Raw genomic sequence first — 15871 nt, 5'->3', positions numbered from 1 at the left:
ACCGGGAAAGCAAGGAAAAGCTGCGAACGGCGCCGGCCGGCCTTCCTGCCGGTGCGATATCACCGAAACAGCGCGACGAAGATCACGTAGAGCCAACCCAGGATGCCGTGGATGATCGCCCACAGAATCGAATGGTTGTTGGTGTAGGAGATCGCGATGGCGAGCGCCGAGCCGAATCCCACGCCGTATTTCGCGCCCTCGACGCGGACGCCGTAATAGCGATTGCCGTTCATGGTGATCCCTCCTGACCGTCGCATGAGCGCTAAGCCTATGCGGTCGCCGTGATCTTGGCGAGCGGCACGATCAATGAGGCAATGTCGCCCGCGCGGGTTGAGCTGCATCAACGGCATTGCGCGCGATGGTCGTATCCTTTCTCCAGGAAATGACCACCGGAGGCCGCGCGATGGACGACACGCTCAGACGAAAGATCCAGGCTTTGCTGGACCAGCACCGCACCATGCGGATCGCAACCGTTCGCCCGGATGGCTGGCCGCAAGTGACGACCGTTGGCTATGCGAACGAGGGCTTCACCATCTACTTCCTCTGCGGCATCGACAGCCAGAAGGCGCAGAACCTCTCGCGGGACGACCGGGTGTCGCTGGCGATCGACGACGATCCGGCGCAAGTGATGGAGATCACCGGCCTGTCCATGGCGGCGCGGGCGGTGGCCGTGACCGACCCGGCCGAAGCCGAGAAAGCGATCGCGCTGTTGATGGCGCGCTATCCCGAGCAGAAGGCCTCCGGCCTCACCGTGCCGAAACCTTCCGAGGTGCGGCTGATCCGTCTCACACCGACCGTGATCTCGCTGCTCGACTACTCCAAGGGATTTGGCCACACCGATCTTGTGACGTGCTGAGCAGGCGGGCGGCGAGCTGCGAGCTCGCTTGACGCAGATCAAGCTGGCCTGGCGGTACAAATCTAGGCTGGCCGATGATTCAATCGCGGTGAGGTTTGGCGATGTCGCACAGTGTTCGAATCTCCATTGGCATCGCCATCCTCATCGTCTTGTCGGTGCTGTTCCTCCTCGGCGTCGTCCACACCGCTGCCGGGGCCTCAAGGCCCGGCTCGCGCACGATCGCCGAAGGACATCGCCTGGCGCAGGCGTGGTGCCAGTCGTGTCACGCCATCGAACCGCACATGGCCGGTTTCTTCGACGAGGCCCCGAGCTTCCAGGCCATCGCCGACCGGCACGGTACCACCGCGCTGTCGCTGAAGGTGTTCTGGCGGACCAGCCACCAGAGCATGCCGAACCTCGTGATCTCGCCGGAGCAAGCCGAGGCGCTTTCGGCGTACATCCTGAGCCTGAGGGGCGATTGAGAGCGCGGCCAAACCAATTTAGCGAAAACAACCCCATGCACAGTAGACTTCGCTCTGGAATCGCTCGGGGTTTTATTTGGCATCGGTAATTCCGAATATGATTTGCCTCGTCGGGCAAAACAGTGGCATGATGCCATGGTGGCGCTTGTCCGGTGGCGAAGAGGTTCGTGCGTCGCCCGGACGGAGCGCAAGTGAAATCCGGAACCTGAGGTGCGGCACCATCCCGGATTACGCTGACGCTCCATCCGGGCTACGCTCGCTCCGCAACTCGCGAACGAAGCCACCATGACCTTCCTCCTCAACATCGATGTCCCGGACGTCGGGAAAGCCACGACCTTCTACAGCGAAGCCTTCGGCCTGACGGTCGGCCGCCGCTTCGGCGCCGACTTCGTCGAGCTGCTCGGCTGGCCGGCGCCGGTGTATCTCTTGTCCAAGCAGGCCGGCACGGTCGGCGCCAGCAGCGATCGCCGCCGCTATGAGCGGCACTGGACGCCTGTGCATATCGACGTCGTCGTCGACGATGTCGATGCTGCCGTCGCGCGTGCACTCAGCGCCGGCGCGATCCTGGAGGCGCCCGCGCGCGATGCGCCCTACGGGCGGATCGCGATGCTGGCCGATCCGTTCGGGCATGGCTTCTGCCTGCTGGCGTTCAGCGAGAAGGGGTATGACGCGCTGCTTGGACATCCGTAGCCCGGATGGAGCGTAAGCGTAATCCGGGGCGACCACCCGGATTACGTTTCACTCCATCCGGGCTACGCTCGCGATGGTTTTTGGCAGAGGGCTGAATCGCGGAGCGACATGCCAAAGAAACTGAAGACCTACCAGACCTCGCTCGGCTTCCACGATCAGGCGATCGCCGCCCCCTCGATGAAGGCGGCGCTTCAGGCCTGGGGCGCCAGCTCCAATCTCTTCCATCAGGGCGTCGCCAAGGAGACCGATGATCCTGATATCGTCGCGGCGACGATGGCCAAGCCGGGTGTCGTACTCAGGCGGCCGGTGGGCTCGGACGGCCCGTTCACCGAGAGCGCGGAGCTGCCGGCCGATCTCGGCGAGGGCGAGGCCAAGCCCAGACGTAAGCTCGAGAAGCGTCCGGCCAAGACCGCAAGGAAAACCCCCCACAAGATCGACGATGAGGCCGCGCGCAAGGCCGCCGCGGCATTCGAGAAGGAGGAGCGACGGCGCGAGGCCGAGCGCCGCAAGGAAGAGGCCGCCCGCGCCAAGGAGCGCGCGCGCCGCGACAAGGCGGTGGCCGCAGCCGAGGCGGCGCTGGACAAGGCGAGGCGCGAGCACGAAGCGAAGGCCGAGGAGATCGAAGCCGAGCGGGCCGCGCTCGACGAGCGCGCCGAGGCCGAGCAGGCCCGCTGGGACAAGCAGAGGAAGAAGCTGGAAGAGGCCCTGCGCCGCGCGCGGGCATAGCTTTCGCACGCGGGGAGGGGTTTCTTTACCATGCGGCGCAGTCTCGGCCGTGCCGCTCGAGGTTTAGGAGTTGCAGGAAAATTCTGCGGTATCCTCGCCGCGATTGCGCCTGCGTCGGACACTCCGTTCGACGCTACCGCAAGTCAACGGGAGCTGTCATGAGCGATCATCGCGCCGCAGTCAGGCATCACACGTTGAGGACCGGCATGGTCGAATTCGACAACGGCAGCGGCAGCACCGTCAGCGTGCCCTGCACGATCCGCGATGTCTCCGGCACCGGCGCGCGCCTGCAGCTCAACTCGTCGCTGTGGGTCGCCGAGCAGTTCACGTTGACCTTCAGAAGCGGCCTGCGCAAGGACTGCCGGGTCGCCTGGCGCAAAGGCCGGCTGATCGGCAGCGCGTTCGTGGGCGGTTATGCCAGCGCGGACGAGCAGGCAGCGATGATGACCGCGGAGGAGCAGGCCCGGCACCGGCTCGGCATCGGTGCGCGCGTCAAGGCTGCGCGCGAGACCCGCGGCTACACCGAGGCCCAGCTCGCCGAGCACATCGGCGTCACGCCGGGCTTCCTGGCGCAGGCCGAGAAGGGCGAGGCGGACATTCCGCTCTACCAGCTGATGCACATCGCCGATCTGCTGATGGTCGGTCTCGATGGGCTCGTTGCTGGCACGGCGCCTGAGGAGGTGGACGCGGCGTAGGGCCTCGTAGCCTGTAGCCCGGATGGAGCGCAGCGTAATCCGGGCTACGGTCGATGCCAGAGCCGACAGCGTTCATTCAAGCAACGTCGCGCGCGAATTCGCTTGCCTTGCTTTGAGTCCTTTTGCACTCTTCTTGAGGAAGGAGACCAACGCATGAAGACAAAGACCGTCGCCTGTGCGCTCGGAACGGCGCTGGTGCTGTGCAGCCTTGGGATATCAGGCGCTGAAGCCCGGACGCGGAAGGCTGTCGTCGTTCGTGAGCCGCAGCAGAGGCTGATCGTCACGGTACCGGTGCTCCGGCCGACGCCGTGGGATTACAATGTTGTTCCACGATATCGCTATCGCCCTGAAGACGACCGGGTCGATCCCTACGGCCCGCCGCTGGTGCCGTCCTACGTTCGCTATGAGGGATGGCGGTGGCCGTATTGGTGGTGAGGAGCGATCACATTCTGCGCATGTGATGATCGTACGGGCTCATTTGTCTTTGGAGAGGTCGGGTTCTTGCGAAATTGACAGTCTTCGGCAACCGCGACGCGGAGAAGTTGAATTCTGACAAGCCATTATCTCTGCGTGCAGAGTCTGCGAATGGGAAAAAATGGCAAAGCTGAGACTGTCAACAATATATCGGGGTAGAACGGCACTTATCCCCGTAATAAACCCAATGCTGCTTGGGGTTCTGGGCGCTTATTGGGAGGATCAGTCATGGCAAGTGTTGAACAATTGCGCAGACGGGACGGTGTGAACTTGGTCCAGCTCGAAGCGGATATTACGTCGGTCCGCTCGGGAAGCTCTATTACTTCAATTGCTCTACCTGATTACGTCGAGCACACCGCGGGCGTGTCGCGCGTCGGCGCGCTTAGTGCAGAGGCGGTCATTCGCGACTATGAGTCCGCTGCAAAAGAGATCGAGGCCATGGGCACCGAGTTGATCGACGCCGCGCAAAAGTGCGAGGCGCTGACAGCCCAGGTTCATGATGCGATCGCCTTCATGCGAGAAACGGCGGCGGGCTATCGTGAAGAGGGACGGAAGATCTTCAAGCGCATCGAAGAATGCGCGCTGTTCACCGAAGACGTCCGCAAGACCTGCGAACAGGTCAAGCGCAGAATGGCCGAAGTCTCGGTCGGCCCATCTTCCGATGAGGAGCTTGCGCCGCAAGAGCCCGAGCTGACCGGCATCGCCGCCAAGGTGACAATGAGCGAGATACCGTGAGGCGGGCGTAGAGTGTAGCTGGTTCGTAGCCAGTAGGGTGGGTTAGCTGGCGGCTGCGCGAAGCGCAGTCCGCCAGCGTAACCCACCACTGTTTTTCACCGGAGAAGAGAAGAGGTGGGTTACGCCTTGCAGATGCACTTTGTACATCTGCAAGGCTAACCCACCCTACAGGCCGCAGCTCCCGTGCTCCCAAGGCCGACCCGGGTCCCTTGCGAGAAACAACCCCCGGCTGTACGCTGCACCGCAGAAGAGTGCATCTGCGTGAATGGATCGGCTGAAATGACTGTGGCTGACAGCGTGGCGTCCGAGCAGCTTTCGGAGCGGAAAATGCCACCGGGCGTGCTGACCGAAGGTCCGGTGGTCGACGCCAAGTTTCGCGATTCCTACATCTCATTCGCCATCATGGTCGGCGGCTCGATCGCGGCGCTGATCTGGGCGTTCTGGCAGGGCATCGGCCGGGTGGAGCTTTCCGTCTTCGCCGGCACGTTCGTGCTGTCCACGATCGGGATCGGCTTCATGCATCGCTACTTCGTGCACCGGAGCTTTCGCTGCGGTCCGGTGATGCGGACGATCTTCGCCGCGCTCGCCACGATGGCGGTGCAGGGCTCGATCCTGAAATGGGTGAGCAACCACCGGCGGCACCATCTTCACTCCGACAGGCCCGGCGACGTCCACAGCCCCTATTATGACGGCGGCGGCAACCCCTATACCAGCTTCGCCAAGGGCATGTCGCATGCGCAAGGCGGCTGGGTGTGGGACCGCGAGACCACCGATGCCGCATATTACGCCAAGGACATCCTGGCCGACCCGATCGCGATGTTCTTCACCCGGACGCGCTGGTACTGGTACGCGCTGTCGGCGCTGATCATTCCCGGCGCCATCGGCTACGCCCTCAGCGGCGTGCACACGATGATCGGCTGCATCCTGTTCTCCGGCCTGTTCCGCAGCTACCTCATGACCATGGCCACCTCGCTGGTCAACTCGGTCTGCCACAGCGACGGCCGCTGGGGCTACCGCCGCTTCGACACCCATGACGGCACGACCAACGAGCTGGTGACCACGTTGCTCACCTTCGGCGAAGGGCTGCACAACAACCATCACCGCTTTCCGCGGGATGCTTACCTTTCGCACGCCTGGTACGAGATCGACATCAATGGGTTGATCATTCTCGGGCTGGGCAAGCTCGGGCTCGTGCAGGACATTTTCGGAGTCGGCAAGCGTCAGCAGTCGACAGCAACCGATGTGGAGCAGGGCGGGGCCGTCGCGAGTCAGAACGCATTCGACGGCGTCGCAGAGGACCTTCGCTCGGCTGGCAGGTAGGCTTGCGCGAATAACACCGTCGATCGAAGGCGAGCCGAAGCCGCAGCTCGTCAGGCTTCAAATCCAATCGCGCGTTCGGGAAGCAAGCCGGCGCCTTGCGGGCTCACCAATCCGGATCGCCGTAGTAAGGATCATAGGGCGGAGGCATCCAGGGGCCTCGCGGCGGCGGCCTGGGCCGCCGGGGCGCGGCGTCTGGTACGTGCGGCCGGGCACGCGCAGCCGTATCGTTGTTCATCACGCTGCGCATGACAGGCTTGGCGGCCGCAGAGGCGGATGATGCCGATGACGCGCTCAGTTGCGTTTGCAGCGCCTGGACCTGCGCGGCGAGGCGCGCATTGTCCGCCGCATCCTTCTCCTGCGCCGCCTTGAGCTGCTGGATGGTGGCGGCCTGCTCACGCAGGGTCTGCTCGTTGCGGCTTTTCAGTTGCTCGAGCTTGCCGCTGATGCTCGCAAGCTCGCTCGTGATGGCCTTGAGCGATTGCGCGAGCTCGGACGATGACGGGTCAGGCGCCGCGGCGGCAGGCTTTGGCGCGCTTTCCGTGTCCTTGGCGACCGGCGGCGCGGGCACTGGGCTCTGCTCATCCGCAGCAGCCAGCAGCATGGCCGGCGGCTGCGCCGGACTTTCCGCCGCGGACGCTGGCGGGGAGCTGCTCGCGGCCGGCGGAGCCCATCGTGCCATGATCGACGTGCTGATCGATTTGGCCTCATCGCGATATTGCGAAGCGAAGGCCGCACCGAGCAGGCCGATCGCCAGCACGAGGCCGACCAAGGCGCGCACCATGGTCCGGTCTCCCTTCAAGCCTTGATCGCGGACTTTGGCGTCCGGCGTCGGCGCCTTGTTTCCGGAAGTCCCGGCTGCCGTCGCACTTGCGGCTACGTGCGAGGCCCGCGGGCCTTCGCTGTCGCGTTCCATTCCGGAAACCAGCCGGTCCAGCCGCGCAAGGTCTTCCTCCGCGCTCTTGATCTGGCCATAGGCCCGCGCCAGCCCGCCATCGGCGCGCGCCTCGTCCGGCTTGGCGGCATCAGGCTTGGCAGTATCAGGCTTGGCGGTCTCAGGCTTGTCGCTATCAGGTTTGGGGTCGTTCGTGTCAGGCACCGATGCGCTCTCCATCCGGTCGGGCGTCAATGGGAGGCAGTCCGATCTTGGGAAGGATAGGTCTCGCCGCTATCAGACACAACGCGCGTGCAAAGGAAAAATTATGGCGGGCGCGGCACACGATGCGGGACACGGCGCTGTCGCGCGATCGCTTTGAATCTTCCGGCGCTGAAACAGCCGCGGGCCGCTTCCCCAGGCATCCCTGCGACGTGCTATGCTGTCGCGGGAGGAACCGCAATGAGGGTCCCTACCGCGATACTCGCCCTGCTTCTTTCAAGTCCGGCCGCCGCCCAGGAGTGCCAGACATGCTCAATGGCCGACGCCTGCATGAAGGAGTACGCCAAGACGACGTCGGAGGCCCAACGGGCCACTAAGCAAGGCATCCGGGATTGGAAGCAGAATCTGGACAGAAAGGCCTCTGCAGAATTGTCCAGCAGGGGCATCCTCGCATTGCAAGACGCCATGGAGGCCCAGGTTCGTACCGAGCTGGAGCGCCTGAAGGAGTGCCTGGCAAAGATCAGGTAGGGTGCAAAGGAGGATCCGATGAAATCGCTTTTGCTGCTTACGGCGAGCGGTCCGCTGCTTGTTCTCACCTCGCATGAGTCCCTGAACGACCTGAAGCTTCTCGGGGTGCTCAGGCAAAAAGGTATCGGCAAGTTCGTCGCGTTCGAAGTTCCCTTGTCGCTCGCCAGGGAGCGCTATGGTGGGCACTTTCAGGCGGTTGAAAGCAACCTGCATGAGACCGATGATTTGAGAGTGCTCGACTTCAATGGCCAGCGGGTGTTTCAGCTCTTTCGGTTCGAAGAGCTCGGTTCACCGATCCTGATCGAACAGTCCTGATTGGTTTTGCCTTGCGGCATGATCTGTTTCGAAATCCCGTTCATGGCGTTGCGGCGGCGAAAGGGACCAGTTGAGCGGCGCTGGTCTCACCATGAACGTTCGCTGAGAGGAACGGGCGCTGGCTCATTCCGTTTCCTTGAGGGGCTTGTTAGAGGAGGACAACATGAAAGCAATGATCGTCGCGCTTTCGGCTGCCATTGTCATGGCTACAGCCCCAGCCGTGCTTGCTCAGGGTGTGTCGAGCAAGACGCCAGGTCAGGAGATGCAGCAGACGGGTTCCAAGGGCGCTTCCAGCTACGCTCCTGCGCATAAGAAGAAGCATCACGCGAAGGCCTCGAAGAGGACCAGCCCCGGCGCGTCGAGCTACGCTCCAGGACAAACTACAGGTCAAACCACCGGCGCGAGCACGAGGCCGAGCACCGGCTCGAGCAAGTCAGGGTACTGAACTCCAGGCGGTCCTCGAGCGCGTAGGGTGGGTTAGCTCCGCGATTGCGCGAAGCGCAGTTCGCGCAGCGTAACCCACCTCTTCTCAGCGCGCGGAGAGCCCATCAACGAATGATGGGTCTCGCAAGGATATTGCCCATCCTACGAGCTTCCGGCCCCGCGGCGCCGGAATACGCAGCTGTCGTTAGTGACGTATCGCGCGGATTTCGAGCGTCGTCTGGGTGAGCCTGGCCACGACCCCCTCAAAATGCATGACCCTTTGTCTGGTCAATTGTTCCTGCAGCTCGGCGATCTTCTGGGATTCGGCGACAAACGAATCGCACGCCTGTTTCGCGTACTCCATCTGAAGCTCAAAGGCCTCGACGGGTGAACGCGCCGTCGCGAGCTTTCCCAGGAGGTTCCAGGCTTGCTCGAGCGACGTGCTGATGTAGCCGCTATAGGCGTCGGCAATCGCCTGCGTGCTGGCCTGGAAGGGTTCGACCGGCGCGACGGGCGGGCTTGCAGCGATCTCCATCCCGGAAGCCTCGCCCGGCAAGGCTGCAGCCGAAGGTACACTGATCTGTCGGCTCGTCTCTTGCTCGGTCTCTTGCCTGTTCTCCGCCGAGGCATCCGGCGCTTGATGCGCTGCAGTTGCGCGTTGCTCGCCGGCCCCGGTCCGTTGTCCGGCCTTCTTCTTGCCGCCGCGCCGGCCGGATTTTCCCGTTGGCTTATTTTCCACCGCACTCAACATTGCAAATGCTCCGGAATATCGATGAAGCCGCGAGCCTCCGTCGCATTTGCGCTGAAATCGCGATTGTGGGCTGTCGCTCGCGTGGCGGCCATGTGGTGAGATTTTGCCGCTGCATCTTCGATGCATCCGGCAAAAAGTCGCCGATCCGGATACCTGCGGGATGGCCGTGGCGCGCCGGCATCGAAATTCTGGCGCCGACAATCAATAGCGGCCGCCGCTGCCCTTTTGCTGCGTGATCCAGTCCGACAATGTCTTAGGTTTCGATTTCGCGGTCCGGCCCGGTGATGCCTTCGGATTGTCGCGGACGCCTTTCGCCGGACGGGCGCGCAGTGCTTCCGTTGCGCCAGCGCCCTTCAAGGCAGCCGCCGATGCCTCTGCGGCTTCCTTCTCGAGGCGCAACTGTTTCAATCGCGCCATCTTGATGCGCTCTGCCTCGACTTCAGGTCGCTCGGCGAGCTGCGGCTTGTGCTGAGCAAGCTCCGCCGGGACCACGACACCGACAATGGTCGTCTCGCCGAGCGCCCTGCAGGCTTCGAGCCGATGCAGTCCCTCGACCAGAACGAGGCGGTCTCCGTCGAGCCGAACGGAAATGGGGGCCTGTTGTCCGATGTCCAGAATACTTTCCGCGATCTCTCCGACGATCTCCGGCTTGATGGCTTTCTTCTGCTTCGTGGGAACGAAGATCTTCTCGATCGGAAAGCTTTCCGGTTTGGGCATGACTTCTACTCCGTGTCTACCGGGCCCGTTGGAACCCATGCCGGTGATGTCGGGAGATTAGGGGGGAAAGGCTCGACCGCAAAGGCAATTTCGGAGGCGGAGTACTGATAAGCAGCGAAGCCCGAACGAATAGACGCCGCCCACCACACGCGAGCCGAGGCCGCGGATCGGAGCGAGTGCACTGTTACCGAATTGAGTGGCTCGGTCAGCGAAAAAAGGGTCAACCCCGATCTGCACCTGTGTTCTGGGGCGAGGCTGTGCGCGAGCAGGTCGACAGCTCGGTGCACTGCCACCGTAATCCACCAGCTTGCGGCTGGCGGCTATTGCCCGAGCGTGTAGGATGGATATCGTTTCACTCCACCGTCCCTGCGGGCTGCCGGACAACTTTCATTGCGATGATGCAACACTAAATTTCGTTTTCGCCAGAAGGCACATATCGACTCCAATGATAATTCGTAAAGTTCAAAAGGTGAAAACGGCCGACATGGCCACCTTTGCCTGGGCCGGCCTCCGGCGATTTCAGAACGTCGACTTGGTCGCAGATCGGTTGATTGATATTCATTTGGTGCCAAAGAAGCATCACTCGGATGTGCGGAAGCAGGCCCAACAAATTCGATATTGTCTAATTCAAGCTCGAGAATATTTTTCCGCTGCGAAGGTGGTGACGCCGGCGACCAAGCCTAACCTTCTATACTACGGGACGATGAGCCTCGCGCTCGCTGAAATTCTCTTTAAGCAGTCTGGATTGAGTAGTTTGGACAAAGCTCGCGTTGAGAATAAGCATCACGGGCTGACAATGACCACTACATCCGCCTTGAGAAATGGAAGTCTGAAAGCAGCATCTGGCGCGCTCCGTGCTCGGCCGCACGAGTCATTCGGCACTCGCAAAGGCACATTTGAGCTCTGGCATAGATCGAGCCGCGAACATCCTGTATCTGGAATTGTCAAGAGGCATCTTGAGTCGGGCGGCTCAACGAAGGGCTATGAAATCGTGCTGGGAGCGATCGATTCTCCCTTTCCGCCGCTCCCAACGGAAGGAATCACTCTCGCGGAATGTTTGGAAGCCCTTCCGCTCTTTGCGGAGCACTTGGGGCAAACAGACCTGAGGCCCAAATTCGTCCGTGGAAGCTGCGAGAGCGAGATTTGGCTGGGTCCAATGTGGCACTCAAACGTGGATGTAACTTTTCATCCAAGTGACTGGCGTGATCAATTGCTCGATGCTGTACGCGTAGATCCCGGTTCGATTGATCGAATACACGTCCGAGAGGCCGGAACGGGATTAGCCGTTCGGCTTATGAACGATTGGATTTACGGGCACATCGGCTTTCCTTTGCCTCCAGCCTCGGTCCTTAATACTAGCGAATGGCGTATGTGGATTAATGCGCCAAGCTTGAACGAGTTCGGATATCTGTACGTCGCCCTCTTTTTGGCCGGCAACTACGCGCGGTATTTTCCCGACAGATGGCTTCTCGATGTCGAAACGTCGACTGCCCTCGCTCTCGCGATTGAAGAATTGTGCGCCATCGCGGAGTGGCGCGCGCCTTGGTTGGCCATGTGTGAGTTGGGCGAAACGTTGTACGTAGTCGATGCGTGAATGCGAACCGCGGTGTGCATAGTCACGGAAATATTCGTCGTTTAAGATGGCGGGCCTTCCGGCCTCGTAGTGAGAATGCCTAGTGCTGTTTTAGATTCCGTCATCCCACGTCGAAGCGACGCTGGACGAAATTAGGAAGCTCGATCCCGTCAAATCTGGTCATCACTCCCCCGCAGTCAGAAGATGAACGTGATTGAGATGTTCGGACTGCATTCGCCGCCCTTTTGTTTAATAGCACCTAGTTAGCGTCAGAAAACCATAAGTTGCAATCTATGAATGAAAGAAGGGCGGCCTCTCGGCCGCCCCCTTGCAGATGCCCGAGCACGCTCGGGTTCTACCATCTTTCGGACGCGCTCAACCCTCTCACGAGCACCCCGTCGTGCTTCCACAAGTATCGCACTTCATACAGGTCCCGTTCCGCACCAGCGTGAAGTTGCCGCACTCCGAGCACATCTCGCCCTCGTAGCCCTTGGCCTTCGCCTCCGCGCGGCGCTCGGCCTTGGTGGGGACGAGCGTTTGCGCGGTGCCGGCCTTGCTCCATTGCAGCTGCTCGAGCTTCTCCGTGGGGGAGAGATCGTGGCTGGCTTCCTGCTTCAGGGCGACGGCGCCCTCGATGGCATCGCCGGCGCGGGCCGAGGTGCCGTGCGAGGCGAGGGCGGTGACCTTGTTGCCGCCGGCGGGGGCGCTGTCGTTGCCTTGCGAGACCGCGGTCGAGCCGCCGCGCATCACGACGAGGTTGTCGGTCCGCGAGCGGGTGAGGCCGCGCGAGACCAGCCGGGTCGCGTGGTGGCCGCCGTCCTCGTCCGGCTCCTTGCCTTCCTCGACGCCCTTGCCGAGCGCGTCAAAGCCGGTCTCGTTGGGATCGACGTGGGCGAGGTCGAAGCGCGACATGTAGCTCACCGCCAGCTCGCGGAAGACGTAGTCGAGGATCGAGGTCGCGTACTTGATGCTGTCGTTGCCCTGCACGGGGCCCGCCGGCTCGAAGCGGGTGAAGGTGAAGGCGTCGACATATTCGTCGAGCGGCACGCCGTATTGCAGGCCGAGCGATACCGCGATGGCGAAGTTGTTGATGAAGGAGCGCAGCGCCGCGCCTTCCTTGTGCATGTCGATGAAGATCTCGCCGAGACGGCCGTCGTCATACTCGCCGGTGCGCAGATAGACCTTGTGGCCGCCGACGACCGCCTTCTGGGTGTAGCCCTTGCGTCGGTCAGGCATCTTCTCGCGCTCGCGCATCACGACGATGCGCTCGACCAGCTTCTCGACGATCTTCTCCGACACCTGGGTCGCGCGTGCGGCCATGGGCTTTTCGTAGAGCGTCTCGACCGCATCGTCCTCGTCCTCATCGTCGCTGATGAGCTGCGAGTTGAGCGGCTGGCTGAGCTTTGAGCCGTCGCGATAGAGCGCGTTTGCTTTCAGGGCCAATTTCCACGACAGCATGTAGGCGGACTTGCAGTCCTCCACTGTGGCGTCGTTCGGCATGTTGATGGTCTTGGAGATCGCGCCCGAGATGAAGGGCTGCGCCGCCGCCATCATGCGGATGTGGCTCTCGACCGACAGATAGCGCTTGCCGACCTTGCCGCAGGGGTTGGCGCAGTCGAACACCGGATAGTGCTCGGCCTTGAGGTGCGGAGCACCTTCCACCGTCATCGCGCCGCAGATGTGGACGTTGGCCGCCTCGATCTCGCGCTTGGTGAAGCCGACCGCCTGGAGCAGGTCGAAGCCGGGGGCTGCGATCGCTTCCGCGCCGATGCCGAGCTGCTCGCGGATGAAGTCTTCGCCAAAGGTCCACTTGTTGAAGGCGAACTTGATGTCGAAGGCGGTCGGCAGGGCCTTTTCGACCTTGGCGATGGCTTCGTCGGTGAAGCCCTTGGCCTTCAGGGTCGAGGCGTTGATGCCCGGCGCGTTGGAGAGCGAGCCGTGGCCGACGGCGTAGGCCTCGATCTCCGCGATCTCGCTCTCGCGATAGCCGAGCGCGCGCAGCGCGGCGGGGACCGCGCGGTTGATGATCTTGAAGTAGCCGCCGCCGGCGAGCTTCTTGAACTTGACCAGCGCGAAGTCCGGTTCGATGCCGGTCGTGTCGCAGTCCATCACCAGGCCGATCGTGCCCGTGGGCGCGATCACCGTGGTCTGGGCGTTGCGATAGCCGTGCTTCTCGCCGAGCTCGAGCGCCGCATCCCAGGCCGCCTGCGCATGGCTGACGAGGTCGGCTTGCGGGCAGGAGACGAGGTCGAGCGGCACCGGGTTGACGCTCAGCGCCTCATAGCCGTTCGACTGGCCGTGCGCGGCGCGGCGGTGGTTGCGGATCACGCGCAGCATGTGCGCGGCGTTCTTCTTGTAGCCGGGGAAGGTGCCGAGCTCGGCGGCGATCTCGGCCGAGGTCTTGTAGGTGATGCCGGTCATCACGGCGGTCAGCGCGCCGCAGAGCGCACGGCCTTCCTTGCTGTCATAGGGCAGGCCCATGGTCATCAGGAGGCCGCCGATATTGGCGTAGCCGAGGCCGAGCGTGCGGAACTCATAGGAGAGCTCGGCGATCGCCTTCGACGGGAACTGCGCCATCATCACGGAGATTTCGAGCACGATGGTCCAGAGCCGGCAGAGGTGCTCGTAGCCCTCGACGTCGAACCGCTTGGTCGTGGTGTTGTAGAACGTCAGCAGGTTGGCGGAGGCGAGATTGCAGGCCGTGTCGTCCAGGAACATGTATTCCGAGCACGGATTGGATGCGCGGATGTCGCCGGACGCCTTGCAGGTGTGCCAGTCGTTCATCGTGGTGTTGAAGTGCAGGCCCGGGTCGGCCGAGGCCCAGGCGGCGTAGCCGATCTTCTCCCAGAGGTCGCGCGCCTTCAGCGTCTTCGTCACCTTCTTGGAGGTGCGAGCGTTGAGATTCCAGTCGCCATCGGTCTCGACCGCGCGCAGGAAGTCGTCCTTGAGCGAGACCGAGTTGTTGGAGTTCTGGCCGGAGACGGTGAGGTAGGCTTCCGAATCCCAGTCGGTGTCGTAGGTGTCGAACTGGATGTCCTTGTAGCCCTGCTTGGCAAACTGGATGACGCGCTTGATGTAATTGTCAGGCACGAGGCTGCGGCGTGCGAGCTTGATCTCGCGACGCAGGGCAGGGTTCTTCTCCGGATCGAAGCAATCGTCGCCCGAGCCTTCGCAGTTCACGCAGGCCTTCAGCACGGCTTTCAGGTGCTTCTGGTTGATCTTGGAGCCCGTGACGAGGGCGGCGACCTTCTGCTCCTCCTTCACCTTCCAGTCGATATAGGTCTCGATGTCGGGGTGATCGACGTCGACCACGACCATCTTGGCGGCGCGGCGCGTGGTGCCGCCGCTCTTGATCGCACCCGCAGCGCGGTCGCCGATCTTGAGGAAGCTCATCAGGCCGGACGAGCGGCCGCCGCCGGAGAGTTTTTCACCCTCACCGCGCAGGCGCGAGAAGTTGGAGCCGGTGCCGGAGCCGTATTTGAACAGGCGCGCCTCGCGGACCCAGAGGTCCATGATGCCGCCCTCGTTGACGAGGTCGTCGCCGACGCCCTGGATGAAGCAGGCATGCGGCTGCGGATGCTCGTAGGCCGACTTGGACTTGGTCAGCTTGCCGGTGAAGGGGTCGACGTAATAATGGCCCTGGCCGGGGCCGTCGATGCCATAGGCCCAGTGCAGGCCGGTGTTGAACCATTGCGGCGAGTTCGGCGCGACCATCTGCATGGCGAGCATGTAGCGGAGCTCGTCATAGAAGGCCTGCGCGTCATCGTCCGAGGTGAAATAGCCGCCCTTCCAGCCCCAATAGGTCCAGCAGCCGGCGAGGCGGTCGAACACCTGTTTTGCGCTGAGCTCGCTGACATAGCGCTCCTTCTCGGGGAGGAGGCTAAGGGCGTCGGTGTCGGGCACGGAGCGCCACAGGAAGGAGGGGACGGATTCCTCCTCGACCTTCTTCAGGCGCGCGGCAACGCCGGCTTTGCGGAAATACTTCTGAGCGAGCACGTCGGAGGCGACCTGCGACCACTCGCTCGGCACCTCGACATTGTCCAATTTGAACACGACCGAGCCGTCGGGATTGCGAATCTCCGACGTGGTCAGGCGGAAATCGATTCCCGCATAAGGTGACTGTCCCGAAGTGGTGTGGCGCCGCTCAATCCGCATCGTCTTGCCCCGTCCTTAATCTTTGACCGGTCCCGCCCCTCGTTGAGGACGTGCCGGGTCGACATTTCGTTTCGCGGCGCCTTCCGGCCGTTCGGCCTTCGGGAACCGCAGTTCAGCCGGTGGATCCGGCCCTGTTTTTCCCGGCGCGACCTCGATGCGTGCATCGATCATCCCGCCGGCATGTCCACACCCATCCGCCCCCAAGGGGATGTGCGCGACATGCGTTCAACGCCCCACAACGCCGCTACTTCTCTCACTTCACGCAGGTGTCACTTGGCACCGTCGTGAAGTCTGCCTTCCGAGCCTGTTGCCGGCCCGTTCTGGCGCCCGAAGAGCCCGCATCCGAGGGCAGACAAGCC

The 15871-nt window shown here is 62.7% G+C and carries 17 protein-coding genes; 12 read left to right on the top strand and 5 right to left on the bottom strand.

Features of this window, described 5'->3' with window-relative positions; all coding sequences use genetic code 11:
• Window positions 1-59: 59 nt before the first annotated feature.
• Window positions 60-233, bottom strand: a complete 174-nt coding sequence (locus JQ566_RS30955; protein ID WP_018644642.1) for a hypothetical protein — start codon at window positions 231-233, stop codon at window positions 60-62.
• Between the two features lie 170 nt (window positions 234-403).
• Here JQ566_RS30955 and JQ566_RS30950 point away from each other — a divergent pair, with 170 nt between their 5' ends.
• From JQ566_RS30950 to JQ566_RS30915, 8 genes are all read left to right on the top strand, one after another.
• Window positions 404-856 carry a pyridoxamine 5'-phosphate oxidase family protein gene (locus JQ566_RS30950; RefSeq protein ID WP_212379449.1) on the top strand — a complete coding sequence of 151 codons (453 nt, stop codon included), beginning with the start codon at window positions 404-406 and terminating at the stop codon, window positions 854-856.
• A 101-nt stretch (window positions 857-957) separates the two neighbouring features.
• Window positions 958-1317, top strand: a complete 360-nt coding sequence (locus JQ566_RS30945) for a c-type cytochrome (RefSeq protein WP_212379447.1) — start codon at window positions 958-960, stop codon at window positions 1315-1317.
• A gap of 285 nt (window positions 1318-1602) precedes the next feature.
• Window positions 1603-2007: a VOC family protein gene (locus JQ566_RS30940; protein WP_212379445.1), complete on the top strand. Its 405-nt coding sequence runs from the start codon at window positions 1603-1605 to the stop codon at window positions 2005-2007.
• A gap of 108 nt (window positions 2008-2115) precedes the next feature.
• Complete coding sequence (locus JQ566_RS30935; protein WP_212379443.1) at window positions 2116-2733, top strand: cell envelope biogenesis protein TolA; 618 nt, start codon at window positions 2116-2118, stop codon at window positions 2731-2733.
• Between the two features lie 158 nt (window positions 2734-2891).
• Window positions 2892-3428, top strand: coding sequence for a helix-turn-helix domain-containing protein (locus JQ566_RS30930; RefSeq protein ID WP_212379441.1), 537 nt, complete (start codon window positions 2892-2894; stop codon window positions 3426-3428).
• A 153-nt stretch (window positions 3429-3581) separates the two neighbouring features.
• On the top strand, window positions 3582-3863 hold the full coding sequence (locus JQ566_RS30925; protein WP_212379440.1) for a hypothetical protein: 282 nt from the start codon (window positions 3582-3584) through the stop codon (window positions 3861-3863).
• A 267-nt stretch (window positions 3864-4130) separates the two neighbouring features.
• The gene (locus JQ566_RS30920; RefSeq protein ID WP_212379438.1) at window positions 4131-4637 is read left to right on the top strand and encodes a hypothetical protein; all 507 of its coding nucleotides are present in this window, start codon (window positions 4131-4133) and stop codon (window positions 4635-4637) included.
• A 279-nt stretch (window positions 4638-4916) separates the two neighbouring features.
• Complete coding sequence (locus tag JQ566_RS30915; RefSeq protein WP_212379435.1) at window positions 4917-5957, top strand: acyl-CoA desaturase; 1041 nt, start codon at window positions 4917-4919, stop codon at window positions 5955-5957.
• A gap of 103 nt (window positions 5958-6060) precedes the next feature.
• Here JQ566_RS30915 and JQ566_RS30910 read toward each other — a convergent pair whose 3' ends face one another.
• Entirely contained in the window at window positions 6061-7068 is a 1008-nt protein-coding gene (locus tag JQ566_RS30910) for a hypothetical protein (protein WP_212379483.1), read from the bottom strand.
• 297 nt (window positions 7069-7365) lie between these two features.
• Between JQ566_RS30910 and JQ566_RS30905 the strand changes: the two genes are divergently transcribed.
• The 3 genes from JQ566_RS30905 (at window position 7366) to JQ566_RS30895 (ending at window position 8338) form a co-directional block, all read left to right on the top strand.
• Complete coding sequence (locus JQ566_RS30905) at window positions 7366-7578, top strand: hypothetical protein (RefSeq protein WP_244607659.1); 213 nt, start codon at window positions 7366-7368, stop codon at window positions 7576-7578.
• A gap of 18 nt (window positions 7579-7596) precedes the next feature.
• Window positions 7597-7893: a cytosolic protein gene (locus JQ566_RS30900; RefSeq protein ID WP_100234502.1), complete on the top strand. Its 297-nt coding sequence runs from the start codon at window positions 7597-7599 to the stop codon at window positions 7891-7893.
• 163 nt (window positions 7894-8056) lie between these two features.
• A complete protein-coding gene (locus JQ566_RS30895; protein ID WP_212379431.1) occupies window positions 8057-8338 on the top strand; it encodes a hypothetical protein in 282 nt (93 codons plus the stop codon).
• Between the two features lie 183 nt (window positions 8339-8521).
• Here JQ566_RS30895 and JQ566_RS30890 read toward each other — a convergent pair whose 3' ends face one another.
• Both JQ566_RS30890 and JQ566_RS30885 read right to left on the bottom strand, forming a co-directional pair.
• Entirely contained in the window at window positions 8522-9067 is a 546-nt protein-coding gene (locus JQ566_RS30890) for a phasin family protein (RefSeq protein WP_212379429.1), read from the bottom strand.
• 201 nt (window positions 9068-9268) lie between these two features.
• The gene (locus JQ566_RS30885) at window positions 9269-9784 is read right to left on the bottom strand and encodes a ParB N-terminal domain-containing protein (protein ID WP_212379427.1); all 516 of its coding nucleotides are present in this window, start codon (window positions 9782-9784) and stop codon (window positions 9269-9271) included.
• Window positions 9785-10124: 340 nt separating this feature from the next.
• Between JQ566_RS30885 and JQ566_RS30880 the strand changes: the two genes are divergently transcribed.
• Complete coding sequence (locus tag JQ566_RS30880) at window positions 10125-11378, top strand: YaaC family protein (protein ID WP_212379425.1); 1254 nt, start codon at window positions 10125-10127, stop codon at window positions 11376-11378.
• 363 nt (window positions 11379-11741) lie between these two features.
• Here JQ566_RS30880 and JQ566_RS30875 read toward each other — a convergent pair whose 3' ends face one another.
• The gene (locus JQ566_RS30875; RefSeq protein ID WP_212379423.1) at window positions 11742-15512 is read right to left on the bottom strand and encodes a vitamin B12-dependent ribonucleotide reductase; all 3771 of its coding nucleotides are present in this window, start codon (window positions 15510-15512) and stop codon (window positions 11742-11744) included.
• Window positions 15513-15871: the final 359 nt, after the last annotated feature.

Origin of the sequence: Bradyrhizobium sp. SZCCT0231, assembly GCF_018130245.1 — a bacterium.
Lineage (GTDB): Bacteria > Pseudomonadota > Alphaproteobacteria > Rhizobiales > Xanthobacteraceae > Bradyrhizobium > Bradyrhizobium japonicum_F.
Note: the sequence above shows the minus strand (reverse complement) of the source record. Positions and strands in the feature narration are given on the sequence as shown.

Excerpts from the sequence above, each read along its gene's own strand:
- JQ566_RS30955 (WP_018644642.1), bottom strand. The coding sequence starts at position 233 with ATGAACGGCAATCGCTATTACGGCGTCCGCGTCGAGGGCGCGAAATAC.
- JQ566_RS30950 (WP_212379449.1), top strand. The coding sequence starts at position 404 with ATGGACGACACGCTCAGACGAAAGATCCAGGCTTTGCTGGACCAGCAC.
- JQ566_RS30945 (WP_212379447.1), top strand. The coding sequence starts at position 958 with ATGTCGCACAGTGTTCGAATCTCCATTGGCATCGCCATCCTCATCGTC.
- JQ566_RS30940 (WP_212379445.1), top strand. The coding sequence starts at position 1,603 with ATGACCTTCCTCCTCAACATCGATGTCCCGGACGTCGGGAAAGCCACG.
- JQ566_RS30935 (WP_212379443.1), top strand. The coding sequence starts at position 2,116 with ATGCCAAAGAAACTGAAGACCTACCAGACCTCGCTCGGCTTCCACGAT.
- JQ566_RS30930 (WP_212379441.1), top strand. The coding sequence starts at position 2,892 with ATGAGCGATCATCGCGCCGCAGTCAGGCATCACACGTTGAGGACCGGC.
- JQ566_RS30925 (WP_212379440.1), top strand. The coding sequence starts at position 3,582 with ATGAAGACAAAGACCGTCGCCTGTGCGCTCGGAACGGCGCTGGTGCTG.
- JQ566_RS30920 (WP_212379438.1), top strand. The coding sequence starts at position 4,131 with ATGGCAAGTGTTGAACAATTGCGCAGACGGGACGGTGTGAACTTGGTC.
- JQ566_RS30915 (WP_212379435.1), top strand. The coding sequence starts at position 4,917 with ATGACTGTGGCTGACAGCGTGGCGTCCGAGCAGCTTTCGGAGCGGAAA.
- JQ566_RS30910 (WP_212379483.1), bottom strand. The coding sequence starts at position 7,068 with ATGGAGAGCGCATCGGTGCCTGACACGAACGACCCCAAACCTGATAGC.
- JQ566_RS30905 (WP_244607659.1), top strand. The coding sequence starts at position 7,366 with ATGGCCGACGCCTGCATGAAGGAGTACGCCAAGACGACGTCGGAGGCC.
- JQ566_RS30900 (WP_100234502.1), top strand. The coding sequence starts at position 7,597 with ATGAAATCGCTTTTGCTGCTTACGGCGAGCGGTCCGCTGCTTGTTCTC.
- JQ566_RS30895 (WP_212379431.1), top strand. The coding sequence starts at position 8,057 with ATGAAAGCAATGATCGTCGCGCTTTCGGCTGCCATTGTCATGGCTACA.
- JQ566_RS30890 (WP_212379429.1), bottom strand. The coding sequence starts at position 9,067 with ATGTTGAGTGCGGTGGAAAATAAGCCAACGGGAAAATCCGGCCGGCGC.
- JQ566_RS30885 (WP_212379427.1), bottom strand. The coding sequence starts at position 9,784 with ATGCCCAAACCGGAAAGCTTTCCGATCGAGAAGATCTTCGTTCCCACG.
- JQ566_RS30880 (WP_212379425.1), top strand. The coding sequence starts at position 10,125 with ATGGATATCGTTTCACTCCACCGTCCCTGCGGGCTGCCGGACAACTTT.
- JQ566_RS30875 (WP_212379423.1), bottom strand. The coding sequence starts at position 15,512 with ATGCGGATTGAGCGGCGCCACACCACTTCGGGACAGTCACCTTATGCG.